Source organism: Diaphorobacter sp. HDW4B (genome assembly GCF_011305535.1).
In the GTDB taxonomy this organism is placed as follows: Bacteria; Pseudomonadota; Gammaproteobacteria; order Burkholderiales; family Burkholderiaceae_C; genus Diaphorobacter_A.
In genome coordinates this window covers 4,668,628-4,692,977 of sequence record NZ_CP049905.1, presented here as the reverse complement: position 1 = coordinate 4,692,977, position 24,350 = coordinate 4,668,628, and the positions used below count along the sequence as shown (strand labels likewise).

General features: G+C 61.5%; 21 protein-coding genes and 3 tRNA genes. 16 read left to right on the top strand and 8 right to left on the bottom strand.

Going from position 1 to position 24,350, the window contains the following annotated elements:
• The first annotated feature begins 300 nt into the window (after nucleotides 1-300).
• The 8 genes from G7048_RS21430 to G7048_RS21395 all read left to right on the top strand — a co-directional run bounded on the left by G7048_RS21430 (nucleotide 301) and on the right by G7048_RS21395 (nucleotide 7,273).
• Nucleotides 301-690 carry a hypothetical protein gene (locus tag G7048_RS21430; RefSeq protein ID WP_166070076.1) on the top strand — a complete coding sequence of 130 codons (390 nt, stop codon included), beginning with the start codon at nucleotides 301-303 and terminating at the stop codon, nucleotides 688-690.
• A gap of 24 nt (nucleotides 691-714) precedes the next feature.
• Nucleotides 715-1,557: an alpha/beta fold hydrolase gene (locus G7048_RS21425; RefSeq protein WP_166070075.1), complete on the top strand. Its 843-nt coding sequence runs from the start codon at nucleotides 715-717 to the stop codon at nucleotides 1,555-1,557.
• A 51-nt stretch (nucleotides 1,558-1,608) separates the two neighbouring features.
• Nucleotides 1,609-2,769: an ABC transporter substrate-binding protein gene (locus G7048_RS21420; protein ID WP_166070074.1), complete on the top strand. Its 1,161-nt coding sequence runs from the start codon at nucleotides 1,609-1,611 to the stop codon at nucleotides 2,767-2,769.
• 66 nt (nucleotides 2,770-2,835) lie between these two features.
• On the top strand, nucleotides 2,836-3,705 hold the full coding sequence (locus tag G7048_RS21415) for a branched-chain amino acid ABC transporter permease (RefSeq protein WP_166070073.1): 870 nt from the start codon (nucleotides 2,836-2,838) through the stop codon (nucleotides 3,703-3,705).
• A gap of 4 nt (nucleotides 3,706-3,709) precedes the next feature.
• On the top strand, nucleotides 3,710-4,729 hold the full coding sequence (locus tag G7048_RS21410; protein ID WP_240933061.1) for a branched-chain amino acid ABC transporter permease: 1,020 nt from the start codon (nucleotides 3,710-3,712) through the stop codon (nucleotides 4,727-4,729).
• Nucleotides 4,729-5,523 carry an ABC transporter ATP-binding protein gene (locus G7048_RS21405; RefSeq protein ID WP_166070072.1) on the top strand — a complete coding sequence of 265 codons (795 nt, stop codon included), beginning with the start codon at nucleotides 4,729-4,731 and terminating at the stop codon, nucleotides 5,521-5,523. Before G7048_RS21410 ends, G7048_RS21405 begins: the two co-directional genes overlap by 1 nt.
• Complete coding sequence (locus G7048_RS21400; RefSeq protein WP_166070071.1) at nucleotides 5,510-6,223, top strand: ABC transporter ATP-binding protein; 714 nt, start codon at nucleotides 5,510-5,512, stop codon at nucleotides 6,221-6,223. The genes G7048_RS21405 and G7048_RS21400 overlap by 14 nt, the downstream gene beginning before the upstream one ends.
• Before the next feature lie 18 nt (nucleotides 6,224-6,241).
• Nucleotides 6,242-7,273: an amidohydrolase gene (locus G7048_RS21395; RefSeq protein WP_166070070.1), complete on the top strand. Its 1,032-nt coding sequence runs from the start codon at nucleotides 6,242-6,244 to the stop codon at nucleotides 7,271-7,273.
• Between the two features lie 159 nt (nucleotides 7,274-7,432).
• On the opposite strand, the gene G7048_RS21390 is transcribed toward G7048_RS21395, so the two are convergent.
• The 4 genes from G7048_RS21390 to G7048_RS21375 form a co-directional block, all read right to left on the bottom strand.
• Nucleotides 7,433-8,050, bottom strand: a complete 618-nt coding sequence (locus G7048_RS21390) for an OmpW family protein (protein WP_166070069.1) — start codon at nucleotides 8,048-8,050, stop codon at nucleotides 7,433-7,435.
• A gap of 151 nt (nucleotides 8,051-8,201) precedes the next feature.
• The gene (locus G7048_RS21385) at nucleotides 8,202-9,212 is read right to left on the bottom strand and encodes a DUF808 domain-containing protein (RefSeq protein WP_166070068.1); all 1,011 of its coding nucleotides are present in this window, start codon (nucleotides 9,210-9,212) and stop codon (nucleotides 8,202-8,204) included.
• A 126-nt stretch (nucleotides 9,213-9,338) separates the two neighbouring features.
• A complete protein-coding gene (gene purL / locus G7048_RS21380; RefSeq protein ID WP_166070067.1) occupies nucleotides 9,339-13,337 on the bottom strand; it encodes a phosphoribosylformylglycinamidine synthase in 3,999 nt (1,332 codons plus the stop codon).
• 216 nt (nucleotides 13,338-13,553) lie between these two features.
• On the bottom strand, nucleotides 13,554-14,384 hold the full coding sequence (locus G7048_RS21375) for a hypothetical protein (RefSeq protein WP_166070066.1): 831 nt from the start codon (nucleotides 14,382-14,384) through the stop codon (nucleotides 13,554-13,556).
• A 121-nt stretch (nucleotides 14,385-14,505) separates the two neighbouring features.
• On the opposite strand from G7048_RS21375, the gene map reads away from it, so the two are divergent.
• Together map and G7048_RS21365 are read left to right on the top strand one after the other, a co-directional pair.
• Nucleotides 14,506-15,324: a type I methionyl aminopeptidase gene (map, locus tag G7048_RS21370; protein ID WP_240933060.1), complete on the top strand. Its 819-nt coding sequence runs from the start codon at nucleotides 14,506-14,508 to the stop codon at nucleotides 15,322-15,324.
• A 68-nt stretch (nucleotides 15,325-15,392) separates the two neighbouring features.
• The gene (locus G7048_RS21365) at nucleotides 15,393-18,029 is read left to right on the top strand and encodes a [protein-PII] uridylyltransferase (protein WP_166070065.1); all 2,637 of its coding nucleotides are present in this window, start codon (nucleotides 15,393-15,395) and stop codon (nucleotides 18,027-18,029) included.
• A 16-nt stretch (nucleotides 18,030-18,045) separates the two neighbouring features.
• Here G7048_RS21365 and def read toward each other — a convergent pair whose 3' ends face one another.
• The gene (def, locus tag G7048_RS21360; protein ID WP_166070064.1) at nucleotides 18,046-18,585 is read right to left on the bottom strand and encodes a peptide deformylase; all 540 of its coding nucleotides are present in this window, start codon (nucleotides 18,583-18,585) and stop codon (nucleotides 18,046-18,048) included.
• Nucleotides 18,586-18,678: 93 nt separating this feature from the next.
• Here def and G7048_RS21355 point away from each other — a divergent pair, with 93 nt between their 5' ends.
• The 4 genes from G7048_RS21355 (at nucleotide 18,679) to G7048_RS21340 (ending at nucleotide 19,562) form a co-directional block, all read left to right on the top strand.
• Nucleotides 18,679-19,131, top strand: a complete 453-nt coding sequence (locus G7048_RS21355; protein WP_166070063.1) for a YbaN family protein — start codon at nucleotides 18,679-18,681, stop codon at nucleotides 19,129-19,131.
• A 77-nt stretch (nucleotides 19,132-19,208) separates the two neighbouring features.
• Nucleotides 19,209-19,284: transfer RNA gene (locus G7048_RS21350), tRNA-Asn, on the top strand.
• 61 nt (nucleotides 19,285-19,345) lie between these two features.
• Nucleotides 19,346-19,421 (top strand) — tRNA-Asn (locus G7048_RS21345).
• Nucleotides 19,422-19,486: 65 nt separating this feature from the next.
• Nucleotides 19,487-19,562 (top strand) — tRNA-Asn (locus G7048_RS21340).
• 134 nt (nucleotides 19,563-19,696) lie between these two features.
• On the opposite strand, the gene icd is transcribed toward G7048_RS21340, so the two are convergent.
• On the bottom strand, nucleotides 19,697-20,956 hold the full coding sequence (gene icd / locus G7048_RS21335) for an NADP-dependent isocitrate dehydrogenase (protein WP_166070062.1): 1,260 nt from the start codon (nucleotides 20,954-20,956) through the stop codon (nucleotides 19,697-19,699).
• A gap of 198 nt (nucleotides 20,957-21,154) precedes the next feature.
• Here icd and G7048_RS21330 point away from each other — a divergent pair, with 198 nt between their 5' ends.
• Both G7048_RS21330 and G7048_RS21325 read left to right on the top strand, forming a co-directional pair.
• Nucleotides 21,155-21,364 carry a hypothetical protein gene (locus tag G7048_RS21330; RefSeq protein WP_166070061.1) on the top strand — a complete coding sequence of 70 codons (210 nt, stop codon included), beginning with the start codon at nucleotides 21,155-21,157 and terminating at the stop codon, nucleotides 21,362-21,364.
• A gap of 241 nt (nucleotides 21,365-21,605) precedes the next feature.
• Entirely contained in the window at nucleotides 21,606-22,067 is a 462-nt protein-coding gene (locus tag G7048_RS21325; RefSeq protein ID WP_166070060.1) for a DUF192 domain-containing protein, read from the top strand.
• Between the two features lie 72 nt (nucleotides 22,068-22,139).
• Here the strand turns inward: G7048_RS21325 and G7048_RS21320 are convergent, their stop codons facing one another.
• On the bottom strand, nucleotides 22,140-23,657 hold the full coding sequence (locus G7048_RS21320) for a zinc ribbon domain-containing protein (protein ID WP_166070059.1): 1,518 nt from the start codon (nucleotides 23,655-23,657) through the stop codon (nucleotides 22,140-22,142).
• A gap of 4 nt (nucleotides 23,658-23,661) precedes the next feature.
• Complete coding sequence (locus tag G7048_RS21315) at nucleotides 23,662-24,333, bottom strand: hypothetical protein (RefSeq protein WP_166070058.1); 672 nt, start codon at nucleotides 24,331-24,333, stop codon at nucleotides 23,662-23,664.
• Between the last annotated feature and the right edge of the window lie 17 nt (nucleotides 24,334-24,350).

The window sequence follows — 24,350 nt, the reverse complement described above, 5'->3', positions numbered from 1 at the left end:
GACGCCCTCCGACCTGAGCCCTGCCCGCTCGTCAGCCTCGCCCCCTTCACTGCCGCCCTGATTCTCCAAGGGCGCGCCACTCGTTTCACCCCCTGCTTGTTCGCCTGTTGGCCGTCTTCGCGCCATGACGACGCTCGCGCTCGAGCGGGCGGATTCGTTCGTTTGGGCTTTTCTATCCTCGGTAAAAACCCTGAGATACAAATTCCCCACCGTCGATATGATTACTTTAGAACTTATGTTCTGTTTGGCAGAACAAATCAAATCACGATCAAACAACAACGAACCAGGAGCCAACTTCAGATGAGCCTCGCATCACTGCAGCAGACGTTCGAGTCCATTCCGGAACATGTGAACCGCAACGCGCACCTCGTGCATCGCGGGCGTTTTCTGAATGCGCAACTGAAGATCTCCATCGACAGTGCGTGCTGGCTCATGGAAATCCACGAAGGAAAGATCACCTCGCTCACGCAGAAATTTCCGCTGTTTCAAACGGCTGATCTGGTGATTTCGGCCAGCGGCGAGACATGGGCCGCGCTGTGGGAGAAATTCCCCAAGGCCGGTTGGCACGACATCTTTGCGCTGCACAAGCGCGGCGCGATGCGCATCGAGGTCGAGTCGCATGTGCTGTTCGCGCACCTGCAGTACCTCAAGGATGTGTTGAACACCCCACGCCAATTCCACGGCGCCTGAAGCCAGTCCGGAAAGAGAAGAAAAATGCACGGAACCATCGAACCCATCACTGGCAAATACCTCCACGTGGACATCATGGGCGAGCCCTGCCGCGTGTACTTTGAAGAGAACGGCCAGGGCATTCCGCTCGTGTGCCTGCATACCGCCGGCTCGGACAACCGCCAGTTCCGCCATCTGCTGTGCGACGAGGAAATCACCCGCAAGTACCGCGTGATCGCCTTCGACATGCCGTGGCACGGCAAGTCCTATCCACCCGCCGGATTTCAGAACAAGGATTACGAACTGACCACCGAACGCTACGTTCAGACGATCCGAGCGTTCTGCTCTGCGTTACAGCTGGATAAGCCTGTGGTCATGGGCTGCTCCATCGGCGGACGCATCGTGCTGCAGCTCGCGCATGCCCATGGCGAAGAATTCCGCGCGCTGATCGGGCTGGAAGGTGCCGACTACCAAAGCCCCTGGTACGACACGAGCTGGCTCAACCGTCCCGATGTGCATGGCGGCGAAGTCTGCGCGGCGCTGGTCTCGGGCCTCGTCGCACCACAAAGCCCCGACGAGTACCGCCACGAAACGCTGTGGCAATACAAGCAAGGCGGGCCGGGCATCTTCAAGGGCGATCTGTATTTCTACCGTGTCGATTCCGATCTGCGCGGCAAGCTCGGCGGCATCGATTGCGCGCGCACGCCGCTGTATCTGCTGACCGGCGAATACGACTTCTCGTGCAGCCCCGAAGACACGCTGCGCACCGCCCAGAGCATTCCGGGCGCGAAGGTCACCGTGATGAAGGAAGTCGGCCACTTTCCGATGAGCGAGAACCCTGCGCAATTCCGCCAATACATCCTTCCGGTCCTGCAGGAAATCGCCTGAACGCCGACCTTGACAACCCACATACACACCCGACAAACCAAGGAGATAGACATGAAGACCAAAGCAGCACTCGCAGTCTCGTTGATGTGCCTGGCAGGCACCGCATTCGCACAGGAAGAACTCAAGATCGGCGCCATCGTCACGCTGTCCGGCGCAGGCGCAGCCTGGGGACAGGCCATGCTGTATGCGACCGAACTCGCAGCCGATGATGTGAACGCCAAGGGTGGCCTCGATGTGGGCGGCAAGAAGTACAAGGTCAAGGTCGTGCCCTACGACGACAAGTACCAGGCAGGCGAAGCCGTGACGGCCGCGAACCGCCTCGTGTTCGAGGACAAGGTCAAGTACATCATCGGCCCCGTGGGATCGGCAGGTGCGCTGGCTGTCACGCCCATCGTCGACAAGAACAAGGTGGTGATGCTCACGCTCGGCTTCACCGACAAGGCGCTCGGCAAGGACAAGCCGTTCAACTTCCGCCCCAACCTCACGACCATGGAAACCTCGCAGCCGCAGATCAACTGGATCGTGAAGGCCAAGGGCATCAAGAAGGTCGGCGGCCTGTTCCCCAACGACGAGACCGGCCAGCAAATCGCACAGGATCTGGAAAAGGCCTACAGCAAGGCCGGTGCGCAGCTCAACGCCAAGGAATTCTTCGAACGCGAACGTGTGGACATGATGCCGCTGCTCACGCGTCTGATGGCCAAGGGCGTCGATGCGATCGAGCTCGACGGCAACGCACCGGGCACGGCGGGCCTGATCGTCAAGCAGGCGCGCGAACTGGGCTTCAAGGGCGTCATCATCCGCAGCGGCGGCCCGGCCACGCCAGAGATCGTGAACGTGGCAGGCACCAACTCCACCAACGGCATGCTGGTGAACACGCCCGTCAATCCGGCCAACGCTGCGGTGAAGGCTTACTCCGACCGCTACTTCACCAAGTACAAGAAGCGCATGAACGGCTTCAGCCCCGCGTTCTACGACGGCACGCACATGCTGTTCCAGGCGATGAGCACGGCAGGCACCACGACCGACACCGACAAGGTGCGCGTGGCGCTCGAGAACATCAAGGACTTCAAGGGCATTCTCGGCACGCTGAACTGGACCGGCAACGAGGTCTACGGCGCAGCGCACCAGATCAGCGCTCCGTTCTACATCGCCCGCGTGCAGGACGGTCAGGAAGTGATCGAGGCCACCTGCTCGCTCACCGAGTGCAAGTGATCCGTCACGCACAACCTGTAGTTCTGTAGTTGTTCGGGAAATTCGGGAAATATCGGGAATACCGCCGTGGACTTCACTTTTCTGATTGGTCAGGCGTTGACCAATGGCCTCATCGTCGGCTTGCTCTACCTGCTGATGGCCATTGGCTTCACACTGGTTTTTGGCGTGATGCGCGTCGTCAACTTCGCGCATGGCGAGTTCTACATGCTGGGCGCGTTCTCGGCATACGTGTGCGTCACGAAGCTCCAGTTGCCTTTTCTCGCGGCGGTGCTCGCCACCTTTGTGCTCACGCTCATCATCGGCTGGCTCATCGAGGTCGTGGTGATGAAGGGCTTCCGGGGCGACGAGCTCAACGGCATGATCGCCACCATCGGCCTCGCGATGATTCTGCAGAACGGCGCGCTGATGATCTTCGGCCCCGATCCGCAATCCATGCCGCCGGTCGCCGAAGGCGTGGTCTCGCTCGGCCCGGTGATGCTGCCGATGTCGCGCCTGTACGTGGTCGCGTTCTCCATCGTCGTGCTGGTCGTGCTCTACGTTTTCCTCATGCACAGCAAAGGCGGCCGCGCGCTGCGCGCCGTGGTGCAGGACATCGAAATCGCCAACGCGCAAGGCATCCGCTCGCAGTTCATGTATCCGCTGGGCTTCGGCATCGGCGTGGCGCTGGCTGCGATTGCCGGTGCGCTGATGGCACCCGTGTTCTCGGTGTCGCCCAGCATCGGCTCCACGCCGTTGCTCAAGGCATTCATCGTGGTGATTCTGGGCGGCCTTGGCAGCATTCCCGGTGCGGCGCTTGCGGCGCTGCTGCTCGGCGTGTTCGAGAGCGTGGCCAACACCTTCATGTCCAGCAGTTTCTCGGACATGCTGCTCTTCGGTTTCGTGATGCTGATGCTGATCTTCCGCCCTGCCGGACTGCTTGGAAAGGCAGGTCGCTGACACCATGACGAACGCTTCTCCAACTACCACCTCCACCCTCCCCAACCACAAGGCCGAAGGCGTGCACGCAATGACGTCCGACACTCCACCGGGCGGTGCCTGGAAGGCCTGGATTCCGGGCCTGCTCATCCTGTTCGCGGCTCCGCTGCTGCTCGCTGGCAACCCGTTCTACATCCATCTGGCGGTGCTCATCTGCCTGAACATCATCTTCGTGAATGGACTTGCGCTCATCAACCGCACGGGCCAGCTCTCGTTCTGCCACGCGGCGTTCATGGGCATGGGCGCATTCGTCGCGGTGATCTGCACCACACGCTTTCACACACCGTTCTTCGTCTCCGTGTTCGCAGGCGTCGCGGCTTCGATGCTGATCGCCTTTCTGCTCGGCGCGGTGATTCTGCGGCTGCAGGGCGTTTACTTCGTGCTGGTGACCTTCTGCTTTGGCGAGCTGTCCCGGCTGGTGCTGCTTGAAGGCGGCGACATCACGGGCGGTGCCAACGGCATCGCCAACATTCCGCCAGCCAGCCTGTTCGGCTTCACGTTCGACTCCAAGCTGTCGTTCTACTGCCTGGCCGCCGTGTGCGCGTTCGCGTCCATCGTGCTGCTGATTGCGCTGTTCAAGACCCCCAAGGGCAACTCGCTCGACGCCGTGGGCGACAACCCCGATCTGGCCGAAGCCAGCGGCATCAGCATTCAAGGCTCGCAGATGTTCGCCTTCGTGCTGGGCAGTGCGTTTGCCGGATTTGCGGGTGCCCTGCTCGCGCACTACCTCGGCTTCGTCTCGCCCGAGTCGTTCAACCAGCACATCTCGGTGGCCGCCATCATCATGCTGGTGATCGGCGGACGCGGCTCGGTGCTGGGGCCGATTCTCGGCGCGCTCATCATGACGCCGCTGCCCGAGCTGTTCCGCAGCGCCATCGAAACGCAGAACATCATGTACGGCATCACGCTGATCCTCGTTCTCAAGTTCCTGCCCATGGGCCTCGTCGGCATCGGCAGCAAGTTCTTCGGCAAGGGAGGCAAGTGATGGCGACCACAAACAACGGCCCTCTGCTCAAGGTCGAGGGACTGTCCAAGACATTCGGTGGCCTTGCCGCCGTGCGCGACCTGAGCTTCGAGTTGCAGGAAGGCGAGATCGTCGGCCTCATCGGCCCGAACGGCGCAGGCAAGAGCACCGCGTTCAACATGATCAGCGGCTCGCTCGAACCCACCGCAGGCAAGATTGCTTTTGCGGGCGACGACATCACCGGACGCAAGCCCAGCCACGTGGTCAAGCATGGTCTTGCGCGCACCTTCCAGTCCGCCACCGTGTACCCGAAAGCCAGCGTTTTCGAGAACGTGTACCGAGGCGCGCTGTGCCACTTCGACGTGCCGGTGTGGGCACAGATTGCGCAGACCGGCACGTACAAGACGGCCCGCGAACGCATCCGCAGCGAGGTCGAACGCATGCTCGACATCACCGGCCTTGCGCCCTACCGCAACGAAATCGCGGGCGAGCTGGCCTACGGGCATCAAAAGCGCATCGGCGTGGCCATCGGTCTTGCGACCCGTCCGCGCCTGTTGCTGCTCGACGAGCCAGCCGCCGGATTGAACCCCGAGGAATGTGCCGAATTCGGCCGTCTGTTGAAAACATTGCGCGACGAGCACCGCATTTCGCTGCTGTTCGTCGAGCACCACATGGCATTGGTGATGGGAACCTGCGAGAAGATCATCGTCCTCGTGCAGGGACAGAAAATTGCGCAGGGCACGCCGGAAGAAATCCGCAACAACCCGGCCGTGATCGAAGCGTATTTGGGAGTGGATGAAGATGCGCACGCTTGAGGTCAAGGACATCGTCGTCCACTACGGATTGGTCGAGGCGCTGCATGGCGTGAGCTTCAAGATCGACGCGGGCAAGATCGTCGCGCTGGTCGGCTCCAACGGCGCTGGCAAAAGCACGACGCTGAAGGCGCTGATGGGTTTGAAGAAGCTCACGTCGGGCTCGCTGGAACTCGATGGCAAGCGCATCGACACCACCCACTCCGCGCAGCGCGTGAGCATGGGCATTGCGTTGTCGCCCGAAGGCCGACGCCTGTTTCCGCGCATGTCCGTCTGGGAAAACCTGATGGTCGGCGCGCACACGGTCGGCTCTTCGCAGCAGCGCGACAAGTCGCTGCAACTGGTCTACGAGCTGTTCCCGCGTGTGCAGGAGCGGCGCGATCAGATGGCCGGTTCGCTCTCTGGCGGCGAGCAGCAGATGGTGGCGATTGGCCGCGCGATGATGTCGAACCCGCAGATTCTGATGCTCGACGAACCGTCGCTGGGCATCGCGCCCAAGATCGTCTCCGAGATCGCGCAGGCCATCAAACGACTGAACAAGGAGAGCGGCATCTCGGTGATTCTGGTCGAGCAGAACGCGCGTCTGGCGCTCAAGATGGCGGACGACGCTTACGTGTTCGAGCAAGGGCTGGTGATCCGCTCGGGCTCGGGTCAGGAACTGCTGAACGATCCGTTCGTTCAGAAAGCCTTCCTCGGCATCTGAACCAATGAAAAACCAAGCATGAGCAGCACCACCACTCTTCCCGTCATCCCCCGCGCCGAGGTGCGACCCGGCTGGCTTGCGCAATACAGCGAAGCGGCGCTGGAGCCCGATCTGCCGATCATCGATCCGCACCACCATCTGGCCGACACCAACTGGGGCGGCTATCTCGCGCCCGATCTGCTGGCCGATCTGAACTCCGGTCACCGCATTGAGCAGACGGTGTTCATTCAAGTCGGCTTTGCGTATCGCGAAGAAGGCCCCGAAGCCTTGAAGCCCGTCGGCGAAACCGAGCGCGTCGTGCAGATCGCCAAAGAGACCAACGCTGCGCAGAGCAAGACGCAGATCTGCGCGGGCATCGTCGGCTTTGCGGAGTTGTCGCTGGGCGCGGCGGTCGAAGAAGTTCTGGCCGCGCAAGTGCAAGCGGGCGAAGGCCGTTTTCGCGGCATTCGCTGCCATGCGGCGGCGCACGACAAGTTCCAGTATGGCGTGATGCACGCCCCTCCCCTGCATGTGTACATGGACCCCACATTCCGCGAAGGCTTCGCCAAGCTCGCGCAGTTTGGACTCAGCTTTGACTCATGGGCGTATCACACGCAGCTCGCCGAACTCACCGATCTGGCCAAGGCTTATCCGGACACGCCCATCGTCATCGACCACATCGGCGTGCCGCTTGGCGTGGGCCCTTATGCGGGCAATCGCGGTGGCGTGTTCAACGAATGGAAGAAACTGCTGCAAAGCATTGCGCAACTGCCCAATGTGAGCATCAAGCTTGGCGGCCTTGGCATGAGCGTGTTCGGCTTTCCGTTCCACAAACAGCTCAAGCCGCCCACGTCGCTGGAACTGGCCGATGCATGGCGTCCGTACATCCTCACCTGCATCGACCTCTTCGGCCCAGAGCGTTGCATGTTCGAGAGCAACTTCCCCGTGGACAAAGGCACCTGCAGCTACGCGGTGCTGTGGAACGCGTTCAAGCACATCACCTCGGGCATGTCGGCAGGCGAGAAACGCCTTCTTTATCACGACACGGCCAAACGCTTTTATCGACTCTGAGTCTGCGCTCAGTCGAACAGTGCGGACGAAAAAAAGCCGGCTCTCGCAACGAGAACCGGCATCAACTTCCCCACCATGAAACTTTGAATTCTGTCCAATGGGATCCATTGAACGGACCTGCGCGAACCAATGTCGCGCAGTATCGGGAAAACCGAAAACTTAGAAGCGGTAGCCCACGCCCACGCCGATCAGCACAGGATCGACCTTGAACGAACCGACCTTGTTGCCTGCCGAGTACACGTCAGTACCGAGATAAACCTTCTTCACGTCGAAGTTGAGCGACCAGTTCTTGTCGATGGCGTAATCGAAACCGACTTGCAGAGCACCGCCCCAGCTGTTCTTCTTGATGGAAGGCGACAGAGCCGCGTCCACTGCAGGAGCGAACTTCACAGCCGAGAAGCGGGTGTAGTTGATACCGGCACCGACGTATGGCTTGAACGCGCCCATGCCGGTGAAGTGGTACTGACCCAGCAGTGTGGGTGGCAGGTGCTTGAGCGAGCCGATCTTGTCGCCACCAGCGCGCAGGTCGTGCTTTTGCGGGTAGGTCAGGATCAGTTCCGCCGCGAAGTTGGGCGTGAAGAAGTAGGAAACGTCGACTTCGGGGATCCACTTGTTGTTGATCGACAGGTCGAGGCCGGTGGTGTCGTGGTTGCGGCTGTCCAGATGCACTGCACGCACGCGCACCATGAATGGGCCGACGGCGTCTGCGGATTGAGCGAACGCTGCACCGGAAGTGAATGCGCTGACTGCTGCGATGGCCAACAGGGTTTTCTTCATCTGGGTTACCTCGGGTAGTGATGGAAACGGAAACAATTTGTATGCATTCCATTGAATCAATTTCAGCCACTACCCGATTTGCTCCAAATCAAGGCCGCGCGGGCTTACCCTAGTACGCACCCAAATGTTGCAGAAAAGTCACGTTTGCAACTCAGTGCGCGGGCTTGCCCCTGATCGCTCCCCAGAGGTGCACACAAAGCACCACGACGGCACCTATCGCCGCACCAACACCCGCATGCACCAGCAAAGGCAGGATGGTGGCGACCACGACTCCGGCATTCGTCACCACGTCATGCAACCAATGCTCGATGAACGGAATGCCATGCACCAGCAGACTGCCGCCCACGAGGAACATGGCTGCCGTGCCGACGATGGACAGGCCACGCATCAGCCACGGTGTGCTGGCGATCAGACCATTGCCAAAGGCGCGCGCCACGCTGCTGCTTTTGGATTTGAGCCATTCGCCCACATCGTCCATGCGTACGATGGCCGCCACAAGGCCGTAGACGAACACCGTGATCGCCAGGGCCACGGACACCAGCACCAGGCCTTGCTCCCAGATCGGCTTTTCGGAGACGGTCCCCAGCGCAATCGCCATGATTTCTGCGGAGAGGATGAAGTCGGTGCGGATCGCGCCCTTGACCTTGTCCTTCTCGTAGTCCACCGCAGACTGAGGCGCGTCCTTGGTGGCGCGCACCGATGAAGGCGCAACGCCCTCTTTCTCGGCTTCCACGAATTCGGCGGTGATCTCGCTGGCCTCCTGCTTGCCATGCTTGTGGAACAGGCTCAGGATTTTTTCGACACCTTCAAAGCACAGAAACGCTCCGCCGATCATCAGCAACGGCTTGATCAGCCAAGGCGCGAACGCGCTGATGATGAGCGCGGCGGGCACGAGAATGAACTTGTTCCAGAGCGAGCCCTTGGCCACGGCCCAGACCACGGGCAGCTCGCGGTTGGCATCCACGCCCGTGACCTTCTCCGCATTCAGCGCCAGATCGTCGCCCAGCACGCCCGCCGTTTTCTGCATCGCCACCTTGGTCATGGTCGCCACATCGTCCACCGCCGCCGTACTGTTGCGCGCCGCCACCTTGGACATCACCGCGATATCGTCGAGCAATGCCGTGATGTCGTCGAGCAACATCAAAAGTCCACCACCTGCCATCTTTCAACTCCCGAGTTATCTGTTGCGCGAGCCTTGGCTCGCATGCACAAAAAAGCCGGGATCGACCCGGCTTCTTGCTTGGAATAATGAGGAATTTAGCGCCACTTGGTCAGCGGCACTGTGAAATCACCCCAGCCACTTTCGGGCATTGCGCCACACGCGCATCCATGGGCTGAACTGGCTTGCATCGCCGTTCGTCCAGCTCATCTGCACGTTGCGGAACACGCGCTCGGGGTGCGGCATCATCGCGGTGAAGCGGCCGTCAAGCGTGGTCACAGCCGTCAGGCCACCCGCGCTGCCGTTCGGATTGAACGGGTACTGCTCGGTCGCCACGCCGTTGTTGTCCACATAACGCATCGCGCCGATCACCTTGTCGGCATCGCCACGGTACTTGAAGTTGGCAAAGCCTTCACCGTGCGCCACCGCAATCGGCAAGCGGCTGCCCGCCATGCCTTGCAGGAACAGGCTTGGAGATTCCAGCACTTCCACCATCGACAAACGAGCTTCAAAGCGGTTGCTCTGGTTCTGCGTGAAGCGCGGCCAGTCTTGCGCGCCGGGGATGATGTCGGCGAGTTCGGCAAACATCTGGCAGCCGTTGCACACGCCCAGACCGAAGGTGTCGGTGCGACCAAAGAACTGCTGGAACTCGGCGGACAGGCGATCATTGAACGTGATCGAACGCGCCCAGCCAATGCCCGCACCCAGCGTGTCGCCGTAGCTGAAACCGCCGCAGGCAACCACGCCCGCGAAGTCCTTGAGCTGTGCGCGGCCGGTCTGCAGATCGGTCATGTGCACGTCCACCGATTCAAAACCGGCTTCGGCGAACGCATAGGCCATTTCCACATGCGAGTTCACGCCCTGCTCACGCAGCACAGCCACGCGTGGCTTGGCAAGGTTGAGGAAAGGCGCAGCCACGTTGTCCTGCGGATCGAAGGTGAGGTGCACATGCATGCCCGGATCGTTGGGCACACCGGCGGCTGCGTGTTCGCTGTCGGCAGCGGCTGGGTTGTCGCGCTGCTGGGCGATCTTCCAGCTCACGGCGTCCCAGACCTGATGCAGGTCGGACAGCGTTGCGCCGAACACCTTCTTCGCATCGCGCCAGACTTGCAGCTCGCCCTTGCCGTCATCCAGTGTGGACGATTGCGGACGGGTCTTGCCGACCACATTGGAGCAAGTCGAGAGACCATGCTCACGCAGAATCTGCATGACCTCAGTGCGATCGCTGGTGCGAACCTGAATCAGCGCGCCGAGTTCTTCGTTGAACAGCGCGCGCAGCGTCATGTCTTCACGACGGCCGCTGATCTGCGCGCCCCAGTTCTTGCCTTCGCCTGAATCCATGCGGCTGTCGCTGATGCCATCGCCTTCGGTGATCAGCATGTCCACATTCAGCGCCACACCGACGTGACCTGCAAAGGCCATTTCTACAGCGGTTGCGAGCAAGCCGCCGTCGCCCTTGTCGTGATAAGCGAGGATCAGGCCCTTGGCGCGCATGGCGTTCACGGCATCGACCATCGCGATCAGGTCCTTGGCGTTGTCGAGGTCAGGCACTTCATTGCCCGCCTGGTTCAGCACCTGGCCGATGATCGAGCCGCCCATGCGCATCTTGCCTCGACCCAGGTCGATCAGCACCAGTGTGGTGTCGTCTTCTTGGGCGTCGAGTTGAGGCGTCAATGTGCCGCGCACGTCGTCAATCGACGCAAAGCCGGTGATGATCAGGCTGACGGGCGATGTGACCTTCTTCACTTGGCCGTCAACGCTCCATTGCGTGCGCATCGACAGCGAATCCTTGCCGACAGGAATCGACACGTTCAGCTCGGGGCACAGTTCCATGCCAACGGCCTTCACCGTGGCGTACAAAGCGGCGTCTTCACCCGCTTCGCCGCACGCGGCCATCCAGTTGGCGGACATCTTCACGCGCGAGAGTTCGATCGGCGCGGCCAGCATGTTGGTGATGGCTTCGGCCACAGCCATGCGGCCCGATGCGGGAGCGTTGATGGCGGCCAGCGGCGTGCGCTCGCCCATCGCCATCGCTTCGCCCTTGAAGCCCTTGAAGTCGGCCAGCGTCACAGCCACGTCGGCCACCGGCACTTGCCATGGGCCGACCATCTGGTCGCGGTGCGTCAAACCACCCACAGCGCGGTCGCCGATGGTGATGAGGAAGCGCTTGGAAGCGACCGTGGGATGCGCCAGCACTTCGATCACGGCCTTTTCCAGCGGCACGCCGGTCAGGTCGATCGGAGCGAGCGTGCGCTCGACCGTCTTCACGTCGCGGTGCATCTTGGGCGGCTTGCCGAGCAGCACGTCCATCGGCATGTCGACCGGCATCTTCTGGTCGCCGGAAGCGACGGCGGTGTCTTCCAGAATCAGCTCGCGCTTTTCGGTTGCCACGCCGATCACGGCAAACGGGCAACGCTCGCGCTCGCAGAATGCGGTGAACTGCGCCAGCGATTCCGGCGCAATCGCCATCACATAGCGTTCCTGGCTTTCGTTGGACCAGATTTCCTTGGGAGCCAAACCGGACTCTTCCAAATTCACGGCACGCAGATCAAAGCGTGCGCCACGGCCTGCGTCGTTGGTGAGTTCGGGGAAGGCGTTCGACAAGCCGCCCGCGCCCACATCGTGGATCGCCAGAATCGGGTTGTTCGCGCCCTGCTCCCAGCAGTGGTTAATGACTTCCTGAGCACGGCGTTCGATTTCCGGATTGCCGCGTTGCACCGAGTCGAAGTCTAGTTCAGCCGCGTTGGTGCCGGTCGCCATCGAACTGGCAGCGCCGCCGCCCATGCCGATGCGCATGCCGGGGCCGCCCAGTTGGATCAGCAGCGTGCCTGCGGGGAACTCGATCTTCTTGACTTGGTTGGAGTCGATCACGCCCAGACCACCGGCGATCATGATCGGCTTGTGGTAGCCGCGTGTGATGTCGCCGACTTGCTGTTCGTACTCGCGGAAATAGCCGGTCAGGTTGGGACGGCCAAATTCGTTGTTGAAGGCCGCGCCACCGAGCGGGCCTTCGATCATGATCTGCAGCGGGCTGGCGATGTGCTCGGGCTTGCCGATTTCGCTGCCCCACAGCTTGGAGACCGTGAAACCCGTCAGACCCGCCTTGGGCTTGGAGCCACGGCCAGTTGCGCCTTCGTCGCGGATTTCACCGCCCGCGCCGGTCGATGCGCCAGGAAAAGGCGAAATCGCGGTCGGGTGATTGTGCGTTTCCACCTTCATCAGCACCTGGTTGATGGCAGCGGATTTTTCGTACACCGGTGCCTTGTCGGCATCGGCAAATTGGGCGACGAAACGCTCGACCTCATGGCCTTCCATGATCGAGGCATTGTCGGAATACGCCACCACCGTGTGCTGCGGCGACACCGCTTCGGTGTTGCGGATCATGCCGAACAGCGACTTGTCCTGATCCACGCCGTCGATGGTGAATTGCGCGTTGAAGATCTTGTGGCGGCAGTGCTCGGAGTTGGCCTGCGCGAACATCATCAGTTCCACGTCGGTCGGGTTGCGCTTGAGGCCGGTGAAGGCATTCACGAGGTACTCGATCTCGTCATCCGCCAGCGCCAAGCCCCATTGCTTGTTGGCCTTTTCGAGCGCTGCGCGGCCACCGCCCAGCACATCGACGAACTCCATCGGCTCGGCCTGCAGCGAGGTGAACAGCGTTTCCGCTTCCATGCGCGTGGCGACCACCGATTCAGTCATGCGGTCGTGCAGCAGAGCGGCGATCTGACCAAGTTGCTCCAGCGACAGCTCAGGCGTCTTGCCGAGCAAGCCTGCCTTGAGGCTGATGCGGAATTCCGTCACGCGCTCCACGCGGCGCACGGCCAGACCGCAGTTGCGGGCAATGTCAGTCGCCTTGGAAGCCCAGGGCGAGATCGTGCCCAGACGCGGCGTGACGATCAGCGAAGCGCCTTCGACCGGGCCTTCGTACGGATCGCCATAGGTCAGCAGCGCAACAATGCGCTCGGACTGGTCCAGCGTGAGCGGCTGGTCCGACGCCACCAGATGCACAAAGCGGGCCGCAATGCCAGTGATCTTGGGGTGGATGGCTTCGAGAGCCGGTTGCAGTTGCTGGACGCGGAAAGCGCTGATGGCGTTCCCGCCGTCAAACGGGGTGATGTGCAGGGTCACGGTGGCGGCCTGTGGTGCTGTGGGAGAAACGTTGCAATGGCGTTTTTCGCATCCGGACCGCTGAATGGGGGCCGGGCAAAAAATGCCGGATTCGTGGAAACCCGGCATTTTAGCCGCCCACGGCATGTCCCTGTCCATTCATGGCCACCGGATCGCCCCGCCAAGGGGCGCTGCGCAGAGCGGTTTCTCGCAATCTACCGTTTTTCCGCCTTTTTTCTACCGCTCACGAGGTGCGAATTGGTCGCAATTCTGCTTTCCGGATGTCAGCAGGCACTGCATTCTTTCGTCCTCGACACCGACCTGCCCCACCGACGTGTTCGTGCCCGTCGCGCCATCGGGGTAGGTCACAAAGTAGCGGTAGCGGCTCTCGGTGTCCTCGCGCACCAGCATGGCCTTGTCGTCGAACACTTTCCACTCCAGAATCATCATGCCCGACGCCGAGGGGTCAAAGCTGGGCGGGATGAAAAGTCCCTTTTCCCGCAGTCGAAGCTCGTTCTGCCGGGGATCATCCTTCACCAGAATCACCGGGAAGTACGGCATCTGCATGCGCACATTCGGAGCGCGAACGGCATCCTTTCGATCCCGGAAGCTGAACGTTTTCCGGTTCGCATGAACCTCCATTCCCTTGGCCAGAGGATGGCTGCTCTTGAATACGAACGACGTTTCCAGAGACACCAGCTTCCACTCGCAGCGCCCGCCCGCGTCGATGGCAAAGCGCGCCTTGTAGCTGCTGCCCTCCGGCTCCTTGACCAGATCGACGTGTTCGAAGTTAAGGGCTCTCATCATGGTCGAGCCACTTTGCGACTGGCCACCCACGCCGTAGCTCCGCAACTCCCGGCACTTCTCGGACTCGTATTCCAGCGTCGCGGGCAGAGGCGTCACCCCGACATCCGCCTTCACGATCAGCGCAAGCCAACGGGCATCTGCGGACGGGTTCTGCGTGCGATCGGCCTTCTCTGCCGCGTCCGAGGCAACCGCGCTGCAAGCCAGGAACGTGCAGGCCAACGCCAGATGATGAGCACTGAAATTTTTCTTCATGGTCTTCATGACTCAAGCGCCGCCCATTTGCCAAAAGAAAGTCCGGCAGATCATAGTGAAGCGTGCTCGCGAGACGCCCCGAGCACATGTTCCAAGCATGGAGAAGCGTCAGTGGGATAATCGACGTTCTATGAGTAGTATCACCATCAAAACCGCAGAAGATATTGCAGGCATGCGCGAAGCCTGCCGCCTCGCTTCCGAAGTGCTGGACTACATTGCGCCGCACATCAAGCCCGGTATCACCACACTGGAAATCGACCGCCTCGGCAAGGAATGCATGGACAAGCAGGGCACCGTCTCTGCCACCATCGGCTACCAGCCGCCCGGCTACCCACCCTACCCCGGTCACTTGTGCACCTCGGTCAATCACGTGGTCTGCCACGGCATTCCGAACGACAAGCCGCTGAAAAAGGGCGACGTCGTGAACGTGGACGTCACCGTCATCACCAAGGATGGCTGGTTTGGCGACAACAGCCGCATGTACATGATCGGCGACGTCTCGATCGCGGCCAAGCGCCTGTCGGCCCTGACTTTCGACGCCATGTGGATCGGCATCCAGCAGGTCAAGCCCGGCGCGCGCCTGGGCGACATCGGCCACGCCATCCAGACCTTTGCGGAAGGCAATCATCTGTCGGTGGTGCGCGAGTTCTGCGGTCACGGCATCGGCAAGAAATTCCATGAAGAGCCGCAAGTGCTGCACTACGGCCGTCCCGGAACCGGCGAGCTGCTGGTGCCCGGCATGACCTTCACCATCGAGCCCATGCTGAACCTCGGCAAGCGCGACATCAAGGAACTCGGCAAGGATGGCTGGACCATCATCACCAAGGACCACAGCCTGTCGGCGCAATGGGAACACACGGTGCTGGTGACCGAAACCGGCTACGACGTGCTCACACTGTCCGAAGGCTCGCCCGCGCTGCCTGCGTTCGTGACCACGACCCGGACCTGATCCGGCCCCTGCGCGTCTGCACGCGGGCGGTGCATGGTTCTTGCTAGTCAAACCGCATGTCCTCTCACATGTCCACTCGAAGCACCTCCACCGCCCCAGCCTCCCAGACCGATGATCTGGGAGCGCTGCGCGAGCAATACAAATCGGGCAAGGCGGCGATCATCGCCACCTTGCTCAAGCCCTCGGCCAATACGCGCGGCATCCGCACGCTGCTGCACAAGCTCGCGCTGCAGACCGACCACCTGCTCACCCATCTGTGGGAGCGCGCCGGTCTGCCTTCCGAGGCCGCGCTCGTCGCCGTCGGCGGCTATGGTCGCGGACAGCTTTTCCCGCACTCGGACGTGGACGTGCTGGTGCTGTTCCCCGATTCGGCGGGCAGCGAACTGACCGAGCGTTTTCGCGCGCCCATCGAAGCCTTCATCGGCAGTTGCTGGGATGCGGGTCTGGAGATCGGCTCCAGCGTGCGCACCGTGAGCGACTGCTTGCGCGAATCTGCCGCCGACGTGACGGTGCAGACCTCGCTGCTCGAAGCCCGCCTGCTGTGCGGTAATGCGACGGCGTTTGCCGATTTCGAGCAGCGCTACGGCGAGCAGATGGACCCGCGCGCGTTTCTCATCGCCAAGGCGTTCGAGATGCGCCAGCGGCACAACAAATACGAGAACACGCCCTATTCGCTGGAGCCCAACTGCAAGGAATCGCCCGGGGGTCTGCGCGATCTGCAGTTCATCGCCTGGGCCGCACGCGCTGCGGGCTTTGGTCGCGACTGGGAAGAGATGGCCGAGACCGGCCTTGCCACGCAGTTCGAGGTCGAATCGATCGAGCGCAACGAAGCCCTGCTGTTTCTGATCCGCGCCAAGCTGCACGCGGTCGCCGGTCGCCGTGAAGACCGGCTGGTGTTCGACCTGCAGACCGCCGTGGCCGAGGCCTTCGGCTACCGTTCGACCACACCCGAAGGCAAGCGCCTTGCGATGCGCGCGAGCGAAACGCTGATGCGCCGCTACTACTGGGCCGCCAAAGCGGTGCAGCAGCTCACGCAGATCCTGTATCTGAACATTCAGGAGCGCTTCTATCCCAGCTCGCACGAACTGCGGCCGATCAACGAGCGCTTCTTTGAAAAGGCCGGACTCATCGAGGTCGCCTCGGACGATCTGTACAAGCAGAATCCGCACGCGATTCTGGAAACCTTTCTGCTGTACGAAACCACGGTCGGCCTGAAAGACTTGTCGGCCAAGACGCTGCGCGCACTCTACGACTCGCGCTTCATCATGGATGCGGAATTCCGCCGCGACCCGGTGAACCGCAAGGCGTTCATGGACATCCTCAAGCAGCCCGCCGGCATCACACACGCCATGCGGCTGATGAACCAGACCTCGGTGCTGGGCCGCTATCTCTGGCCGTTTCGCCGCATCGTCGGCCAGATGCAGCATGATCTGTTCCACGTCTACACGGTGGACCAGCACATCCTCATGGTGCTGCGCAACGTGCGCCGCTTCTTCATGGCCGAGCACGCGCACGAATACCCGTTCTGCTCGCAGCTCGCAGCCGGTTGGGACAAGCCGTGGATTCTGTATCTCTCCGCGCTTTTCCACGACATCGGCAAGGGCCGCGGCGGCGACCACTCGCAGATCGGCGGCATCGAGATTCGCCGTTTCTGCAAGCAGCACAACATCGACAAGGAAGACACCGCCCTGCTCGACTTCCTTGTGCGTGAACACCTGACGATGAGCCAGGTCGCGCAGAAGCAGGATCTGGCCGACCCCGACGTGATCAAGGCATTCGCCGCCCGCGTGGGCACCGAGCGCTATCTCACCGCGTTGTATCTGCTGACCGTGGCGGACATTCGCGGCACCTCGCCCAAGGTCTGGAACGGCTGGAAAGGCAAGCTGCTCGAAGACCTGTACCGTGCCACGCTGCGCGTGCTCGGCGGCCGCGAGCCCGATGCCGCCGCCGACATCGAAGCGCGCAAGCGCGAGGCGCTGGTGCAATTGGCCCTCACCTCGCAGCCGTTCGAGTCGCACAAAAAGCTCTGGGACACGCTGGACGTCAGCTACTTCATGCGCCATGAAGCGGCCGACATCGCTTGGCACACCCGACACCTCTCGCGCCACGTCGGCACAGGCACTCCCGTGGTGCGCGTGCGCCAGTCGCTCGCGGGCGAAGGCTTGCAGGTGCTGGTCTATTCGCCCGATCAGCCCGAACTGTTCGCCCGCATCTGCGGTTACTTCGAGCGCGCGGGCTTTTCGATTCTCGATGCGCGCGTGCACACCGCCCTCAACGGTTACGCGCTGGACACCTTCCAGGTCGTGCCGTCGGAAACTCTGGCGGGCCACTACCGTGAGCTGATCACGCTGATCGAAAGCGAACTGCTGCGCGCCATCAGCGCCACCGGCCCACTGCCCGAGCCCAGCAAGCGCCGCGTGTCACGCCGTGTCAAGAGCTTCCCGTTCGCCCCGCGCGTGACGCTGCGCCCCGACGAAAAAGCCCAGCGCTGGATTCTCACCATCTCCGCGAGCGACCGCGCCGGTCTGCTCTACACCGTGGCCCGCATCCTCGCGCAGCACGAACTCAGCGTGCAACTCGCCAAGGTCAGCACCCTGGGCGAGCGCGTGGAAGACACCTTTTTGGTGCAAGGCAACGAGCTCCAACATGGTGCACGGCAGATCCAGATCGAGACCGAACTGCTCAAGGCACTCGCCGCCGTATAAGAATCAGTTCCAAAGCTCAATCATCCTCGGCCGCATCGATTTCCGGAAACAGGATTTCGGTGTAGCCGAACTGCGTGAAATCACGCACCCGCATCGGGTACAGCTTGCCCCAGAGGTGATCGCATTCATGCTGCACCACGCGCGCATGAAAGCCTTCGGCCTCGCGGTCGATCACGCGGCCCTCTGGGTCGAAGCCCTGATAACGGATGCGCAGAAAACGCGGCACCTTGCCACGCAAGCCGGGCACGGAAAGACAGCCTTCCCAGTCGTCTTCTTCCTCATTGCCCAGCGGCGTGATGACGGGGTTGATCAGCACCGTGGGCGGCACCAGCGGACGGTCCGGGTAGCGCGGATTGCGCTCGTTGGAGCCGAAGATCACCACTTGCTGGTCCACCCCGATCTGCGGCGCGGCAATGCCAGCGCCATTGGCAGCCTTCATGGTGTCGCGCAAATCCTGAATGAGCTGGTGCAGCTCGGGCGTGTCAAAGTGCGTCACCTGCTGCGCCACACGCAGCAGTCTGGGATCGCCCATCTTGAGAATGGTTTGTACGGTCATCGCGCTTCCATCGATTGCTTGTTCTGTTCAAAAAAGTTCGCGGTCAGCATAGTCCAATCACCTCGGCCCCGCAGACTCGCGCACAATCTCCATATGCAGGAAAAGCGCGATCTGCCAACGGCCGACAACCAGACAACAACCCAGCCGCCTGCGCACCCGCCGCAACCCGTGGTGGTGCGCTGGCTGCTCATGGCGTTCGCGGTGTTCTGTCTGGTGATGGGCGTCATCGGCATCATCGTGCCGGGCCTGCCGACCACCGTCTTCATTCTGATGGCCGGCTGGGCCGCCGCGCGCAGTTCGCCTCGCCTGCATGCCTGGCTGTGGAATCACAAGCTGTTCGGCCCCATGCTGCAGGAATGGGCCAACGGCGGGCGCGTGAGCCGCAAGACCAAATGGAGCGCCACCATTGTCATGTCGCTGTGCGCCTGCATTCTTTTGCTCAGCCCCGCCCCGGTTTGGGTGAGAATAACGGCCAACGGCTGCATGGCCTGCGTTCTGACTTGGCTCTGGTTCCGTCCGGAGTCGCCCCAAGAAACCGAACGCTGAAATATTTCAGGAAATTGTCGCCCAGAGGGGTAACTTCAAAAAGTGACAGTTTTTTGTGTATATAATCTAAGTCTTGTTCCTCAATAGCTCAGTTGGTAGAGCGCCGGACTGTTAATCCGTAGGTCCCTGGTTCGAGCCCAGGTTGAGGAGCCAAAGATTTCAAGGCTTTGCAATTGCACAAGGCCGGTTCATAAGAACAAACAACCCGATTTATTCCTCAATAGCTCAGTTGGTAGAGCGCCGGACTGTTAATCCGTAGGTCCCTGGTTCGAGCCCAGGTTGAGGAGCCAATCAAACAAGCGCTCCCTGCAATTGCACAGAGAGCGCTTTCAAAAATTCGAAATAGCACCCATATTCCTCAATAGCTCAGTTGGTAGAGCGCCGGACTGTTAATCCGTAGGTCCCTGGTTCGAGCCCAGGTTGAGGAGCCACTCAGAATCCGCCCAAGACGCAAGTTTTGGGCGGATTTTCTTTTGTCCGCCCTCTTCATTCAACTCGTCTGGTGAATACAAAAAAGCCCGCGAACTTGCGCTGCGCGGGCTTGGTCACCTCAAGCGTTGAACGGTCACATCTTGCTGATCATGACGTCGCCGAACCCTGAGCAGCTCACCTGCGTCGCGCCGTCCATCAGGCGCGCGAAGTCGTAGGTCACTTTCTTGCTCTCGATGGCCTTTTCCATCGCCCGGATGATCAGGTCGGCCGCCTCGCTCCAGCCCATGTGGCGCAGCATCATTTCGGCGGAGAGGATTTCGGAGCCGGGGTTCACGTAGTCCTTGCCGGCGTACTTCGGTGCCGTGCCGTGCGTGGCTTCGAACATCGCGACGGAGTCGGACATGTTGGCGCCTGGCGCGATGCCGATGCCGCCGACCTGCGCGGCCAGGGCGTCGGAGATGTAGTCGCCGTTCAGGTTCAAGGTGGCGATCACGCTGTACTCGACGGGGCGCAGCAGGATCTGCTGCAGGAAGGCATCGGCGATGCTGTCCTTGATGGTGATGTCCTTGCCGGTGTTTGGATTCTTCACGCGCATCCATGGACCGCCGTCGATCAGCTCGCCACCGAACTCGTTCTCAGCCAGCTCGTACCCCCAGTCGCGGAATGCGCCTTCGGTGTACTTCATGATGTTGCCCTTGTGCACCAGTGTCACGTTCGGCTTGTCATGGTCGATGGCGTACTGGATGGCCTTGCGCACGAGGCGCTGCGTGCCCTCACGCGACACAGGCTTGACGCCGATGCCGGAGGTTTCAGGGAAACGGATCTTCTTGATGCCGAACTCGTCCTGCAGGATCTTGATGAGCTTCTTGGCTTTGTCGGATTCGGCGGGAAATTCGATGCCCGCGTAGATGTCTTCCGAGTTCTCGCGGAAGATCACCATGTTCACCTTCTGCGGCTCCTTGACCGGCGAAGGCACACCCTTGAAGTACTGCACCGGGCGCAGGCAGACATACAGGTCGAGCTCCTGGCGCAGCGCCACGTTCAGCGAACGGATGCCGCCACCCACGGGCGTGGTCAGCGGACCCTTGATCGAGACCACGTAGTCGCGCACGACCTGAAGCGTTTCCTCGGGCAGCCACACGTCGGGGCCGTAGATCTTGGTGGACTTCTCGCCTGCGTAGATCTCCATCCACCGGATCTTGCGCTTGCCGCCATAGGCCTTGGCCACGGCGGCATCCACCACCTTGATCATGACCGGCGTGATGTCGGCACCCGTTCCATCGCCTTCGATGAAGGGGATGATGGGCTGATCCGGCACGTTCAGCGTCATGTCGGCGTTGACCGTGATTTGCTGGCCGTCGGCTGGCACCTTGATATGTTGGAATGCACTCATGCGGGTCTCCGTTGAATTCGAGTGACAAGCTCGCTTTTCCTTTTGGTAAAGCAAGTGTTTGTTCTGAAAGATTCTAGCTACAAAAGAATTGCGATTACCCTGTCAACGACGCGGCATACGTCGCGTTGAAGACTGGTCAGCCAAGGCGTACATGGGGTACGCCCCAGCTGACTCAACACATCGATGGAAATTGCACATATGAAAAAACTCCTAGCAATTCTGGTCGCCGGCATGTTTGCTTCGGGTGCTTTTGCGCAAGCCGCGCCAAACACCGCACCTGAAGTCGCACCTCCTGCCGCTGCCGCACCTCACGCCAAGGCAGCAAAGAACCACCACGCCAAGGCCACTCCGAAGCACCGCCACACCAAGGCCAAGGCAAAGAAGAGCCGCAAGCACCACAAGGCCTGATCCACCTCGCATGATCGACTGCGCCTTGGCGCGCAGTCTTTCCGGCTGGTCCAATAGCCCGTTTCAAGCCTGCTTGAGCGGGCTGTTTTGTTTTTCGCCGCGGTTGCATGGCGTTGCCGTCTCAAGATTCATCACGCGCAACTAAACTACGAATCCAGAATCCATTTGCACTGATGTTGCCAGCAAGCCGACCTCCGCAGGCAACGCGAACCCAGATCAACCTCCTCGTGACCGGCTATCGATGAAAAAAGCACTCTCACAGCTCATCCTGGCGATCAGTCTGACAGCCCCGGCCCTGCATACTCAGGCCCAGAGCGCGCCGCAGACCACCCTGCCCCGCACCTCGATCACCGCAGGCATGTACCTCATCGATGCCCAGGTCGCCATGACGCCGCGCGAGCGCGAAATCGGGCTCATGTTCCGCAAGGACATGCCGGTGCAGGAAGGCATGCTGTTCGTCTTCGAGCAGCCCGCCACGCAATGTTTCTGGATGAAGAACACACTCCTGCCGCTGACCGCCGCATTCGTGGCCGACGACGGCACCATCGTCAATCTGGCCGACATGAAGCCGATGACCGAAGACTCGCACTGCTCAGCCAAGCCGGTGCGCTATGTGCTGGAGATGAATGTGGGCTGGTTCGACAAGCGCGGCATCAAGGCGGGCACACGACTGTCGGGCCGCCCCTTCACTCCCGCCAAGTAAAAGAAAAAGGCGATGGCATTCGGGACGCCACCGCCTTTGCCAGCCCATCGCTGGGCCTTGAGAATTGCCTGATTACTGCTTGGTGCCGCAGTTCTCGCAGAACATGTCGGCCGTGCCGATCTTGTGACCACAGGTCTTGCATTCCTTGGTGGTTGCCGCCGCTTCCGCCGAACTTGCAGCCGCAGCAGCAGCACCAGCGGCCAATCCACCCAGCGCCGCAGCACCTGCAGAGACGGATGACGAGGCCGATGTGGAAGGTGCTGGGGCAGATGCCGCCTCCTGAGCCGCTGCCGCTCGGGCTGCCGCTTGACGCTGCGCTTCAGCACGCGCTTGTGCCTCCAGTGCTTCACGCTCGGCCGCCGCCTTGGCCGCAAACTCGCGCTCGGTTTTCTGGCGTTGCTCTTCGTCTTGCAACTGGCGCTGAGTCTCTTCGTCTTCCAGACGTGCCTGCTCCTGCACCGCTTCCTCGCGCGCTGCCGCCGCAGCCTGCGCGCGATCAGCCACCGCCTGCTTGGCGTTCTCTGCTGCAGCCTTGGCCTTTTCAGCGGCTTCGCGGGCCTTTTCCTTCATCGCGCCGAAGGCACCTTCAAGGTCGCTTTCGGTGCCTACTGTATCCAGCCCCGCAGAGGCCTGCAGATACAGCACGTTCATGCCCATCATGGCCACCAGCGCCACCAGCGCGCCCACCAGAATGCCCAGCACGCTCAGCCCCAGAATGGCGCCGATCATCGAACCGCTGCTGAACATGCTCATGGCAGAGCCCAGACCGCCACCGTATCCACCACCATAGGCACCGTAGTTGGACCCGCCGCCACCCATGATGCCGGATGCAAGACCCGTGAGCGACATGGACGCAGGGAACAGCCCCGACATGACCAGCATGCCGACCACCGCCAGAATGATGTAGAGCACCATCATCATGAGCACCACCGGCACGATGCGATTGCGCGCAATGGCGAACACGCTGGCCAGCGCATTCTTGAAGCTCAGGCCGCTCCAGACCGCCGGAGCGAACAGCGGGAAGATCACCCACACGCAGGCAATGATCGCCACCGCGGCAACCAGCACCAGCACCGGGTGCACCACAAAGGCCAGCACCGCCCCGAGAAACGGAATCTTGCAGACGAAATACAGCAGCGCCGCGACCAGCATGAACGCCAGCACGGCCACGAAGATCGCCACACCCAGCAGCAGAAACTTGGGCACCGAAGCGAGACCGAAGATCGCCGCCTCGCTGATGCTGCGCTGAGGCAGATTGCGCGCCTTGTCCATCAGCAGCACGCCCACTGCCGAAATGCCGCCGGACCACACGACGAACGCCGCAATGGCGATCACCACCATCAGCACCATGCCGATGACGCCGCCGATGCGCATCATCGAAAACTGCATCAGCCAGAGCAGCAGCCCCACCGCCAGCGCCGTCAGAAAGCCCATGGCCAATGCCCGCCACTGCGTGAGCCCCTCGCCAGCCCGCGTGAGCGCGCCAAAGTCAATCGATTGATAGTTGGTGTCGTTCATGGCTTCAGTCGTTGTTGCAAAGTCATTGAAGTGCGCCCCCTGCAGGCGCACGGCGGCAATCCATTCACCCATCCGTTCATGGACGCTTCTGGAGTGCTCCCGCCTTGATCGTGTAACGCTCGATGCCGCGCGGCAGGTCCGAAGTGACCGCCTTCTGCACGGTCAGCGAATTGCCGTCCTTGGTCTGGGATTCGCCTTCGCTGGTGTTGACTTTCTTGCCACGAACGTCCGCCGAAGCCTGCTCGACCAGAATGGTCGCGCCGCCACGGGTGTCTGCAATACGGGTGGCCAGCGCCTTCACCGCATTCATGGCGTTGACGTAGCCACGCTTTTTCTTTCCGGCTGTCGGCAGCTCGATCGTGACGGTATCGAGCATGGTCATGTCGACCACGTGTGATGACTGTCCATCCGTCACGGGCACGCGCGTGGTCAGCACCGAGGTGTTCTGCGCACGCTGATTCTTGGGCAGGGACTTGGTCGCCTCGGCGGCGGCTTCGATGCTGACTTCGGCGTCATGCACCTCGGCATCCAGCACCTTTTGCAGTGCGTCGAAGCGGGCATTCGCCTCAGCCTCGCTTTGCTGCTGCTGAGCCGTCTGCTCGGCCTTGGCCTTCTGGGCCGCCTCGCTCTTGGCACAGGCGGGATCGGTGCTGTTCGAATCGCATTGCGGCGCCGAAGTCGGCCCGGTGGCGCAGCCCGTGAGAACGGCTGCGGCGATGGCAATGGTGGCAAGGTGGAAACGCTTCATTTTTTGTTCCTGTTCGA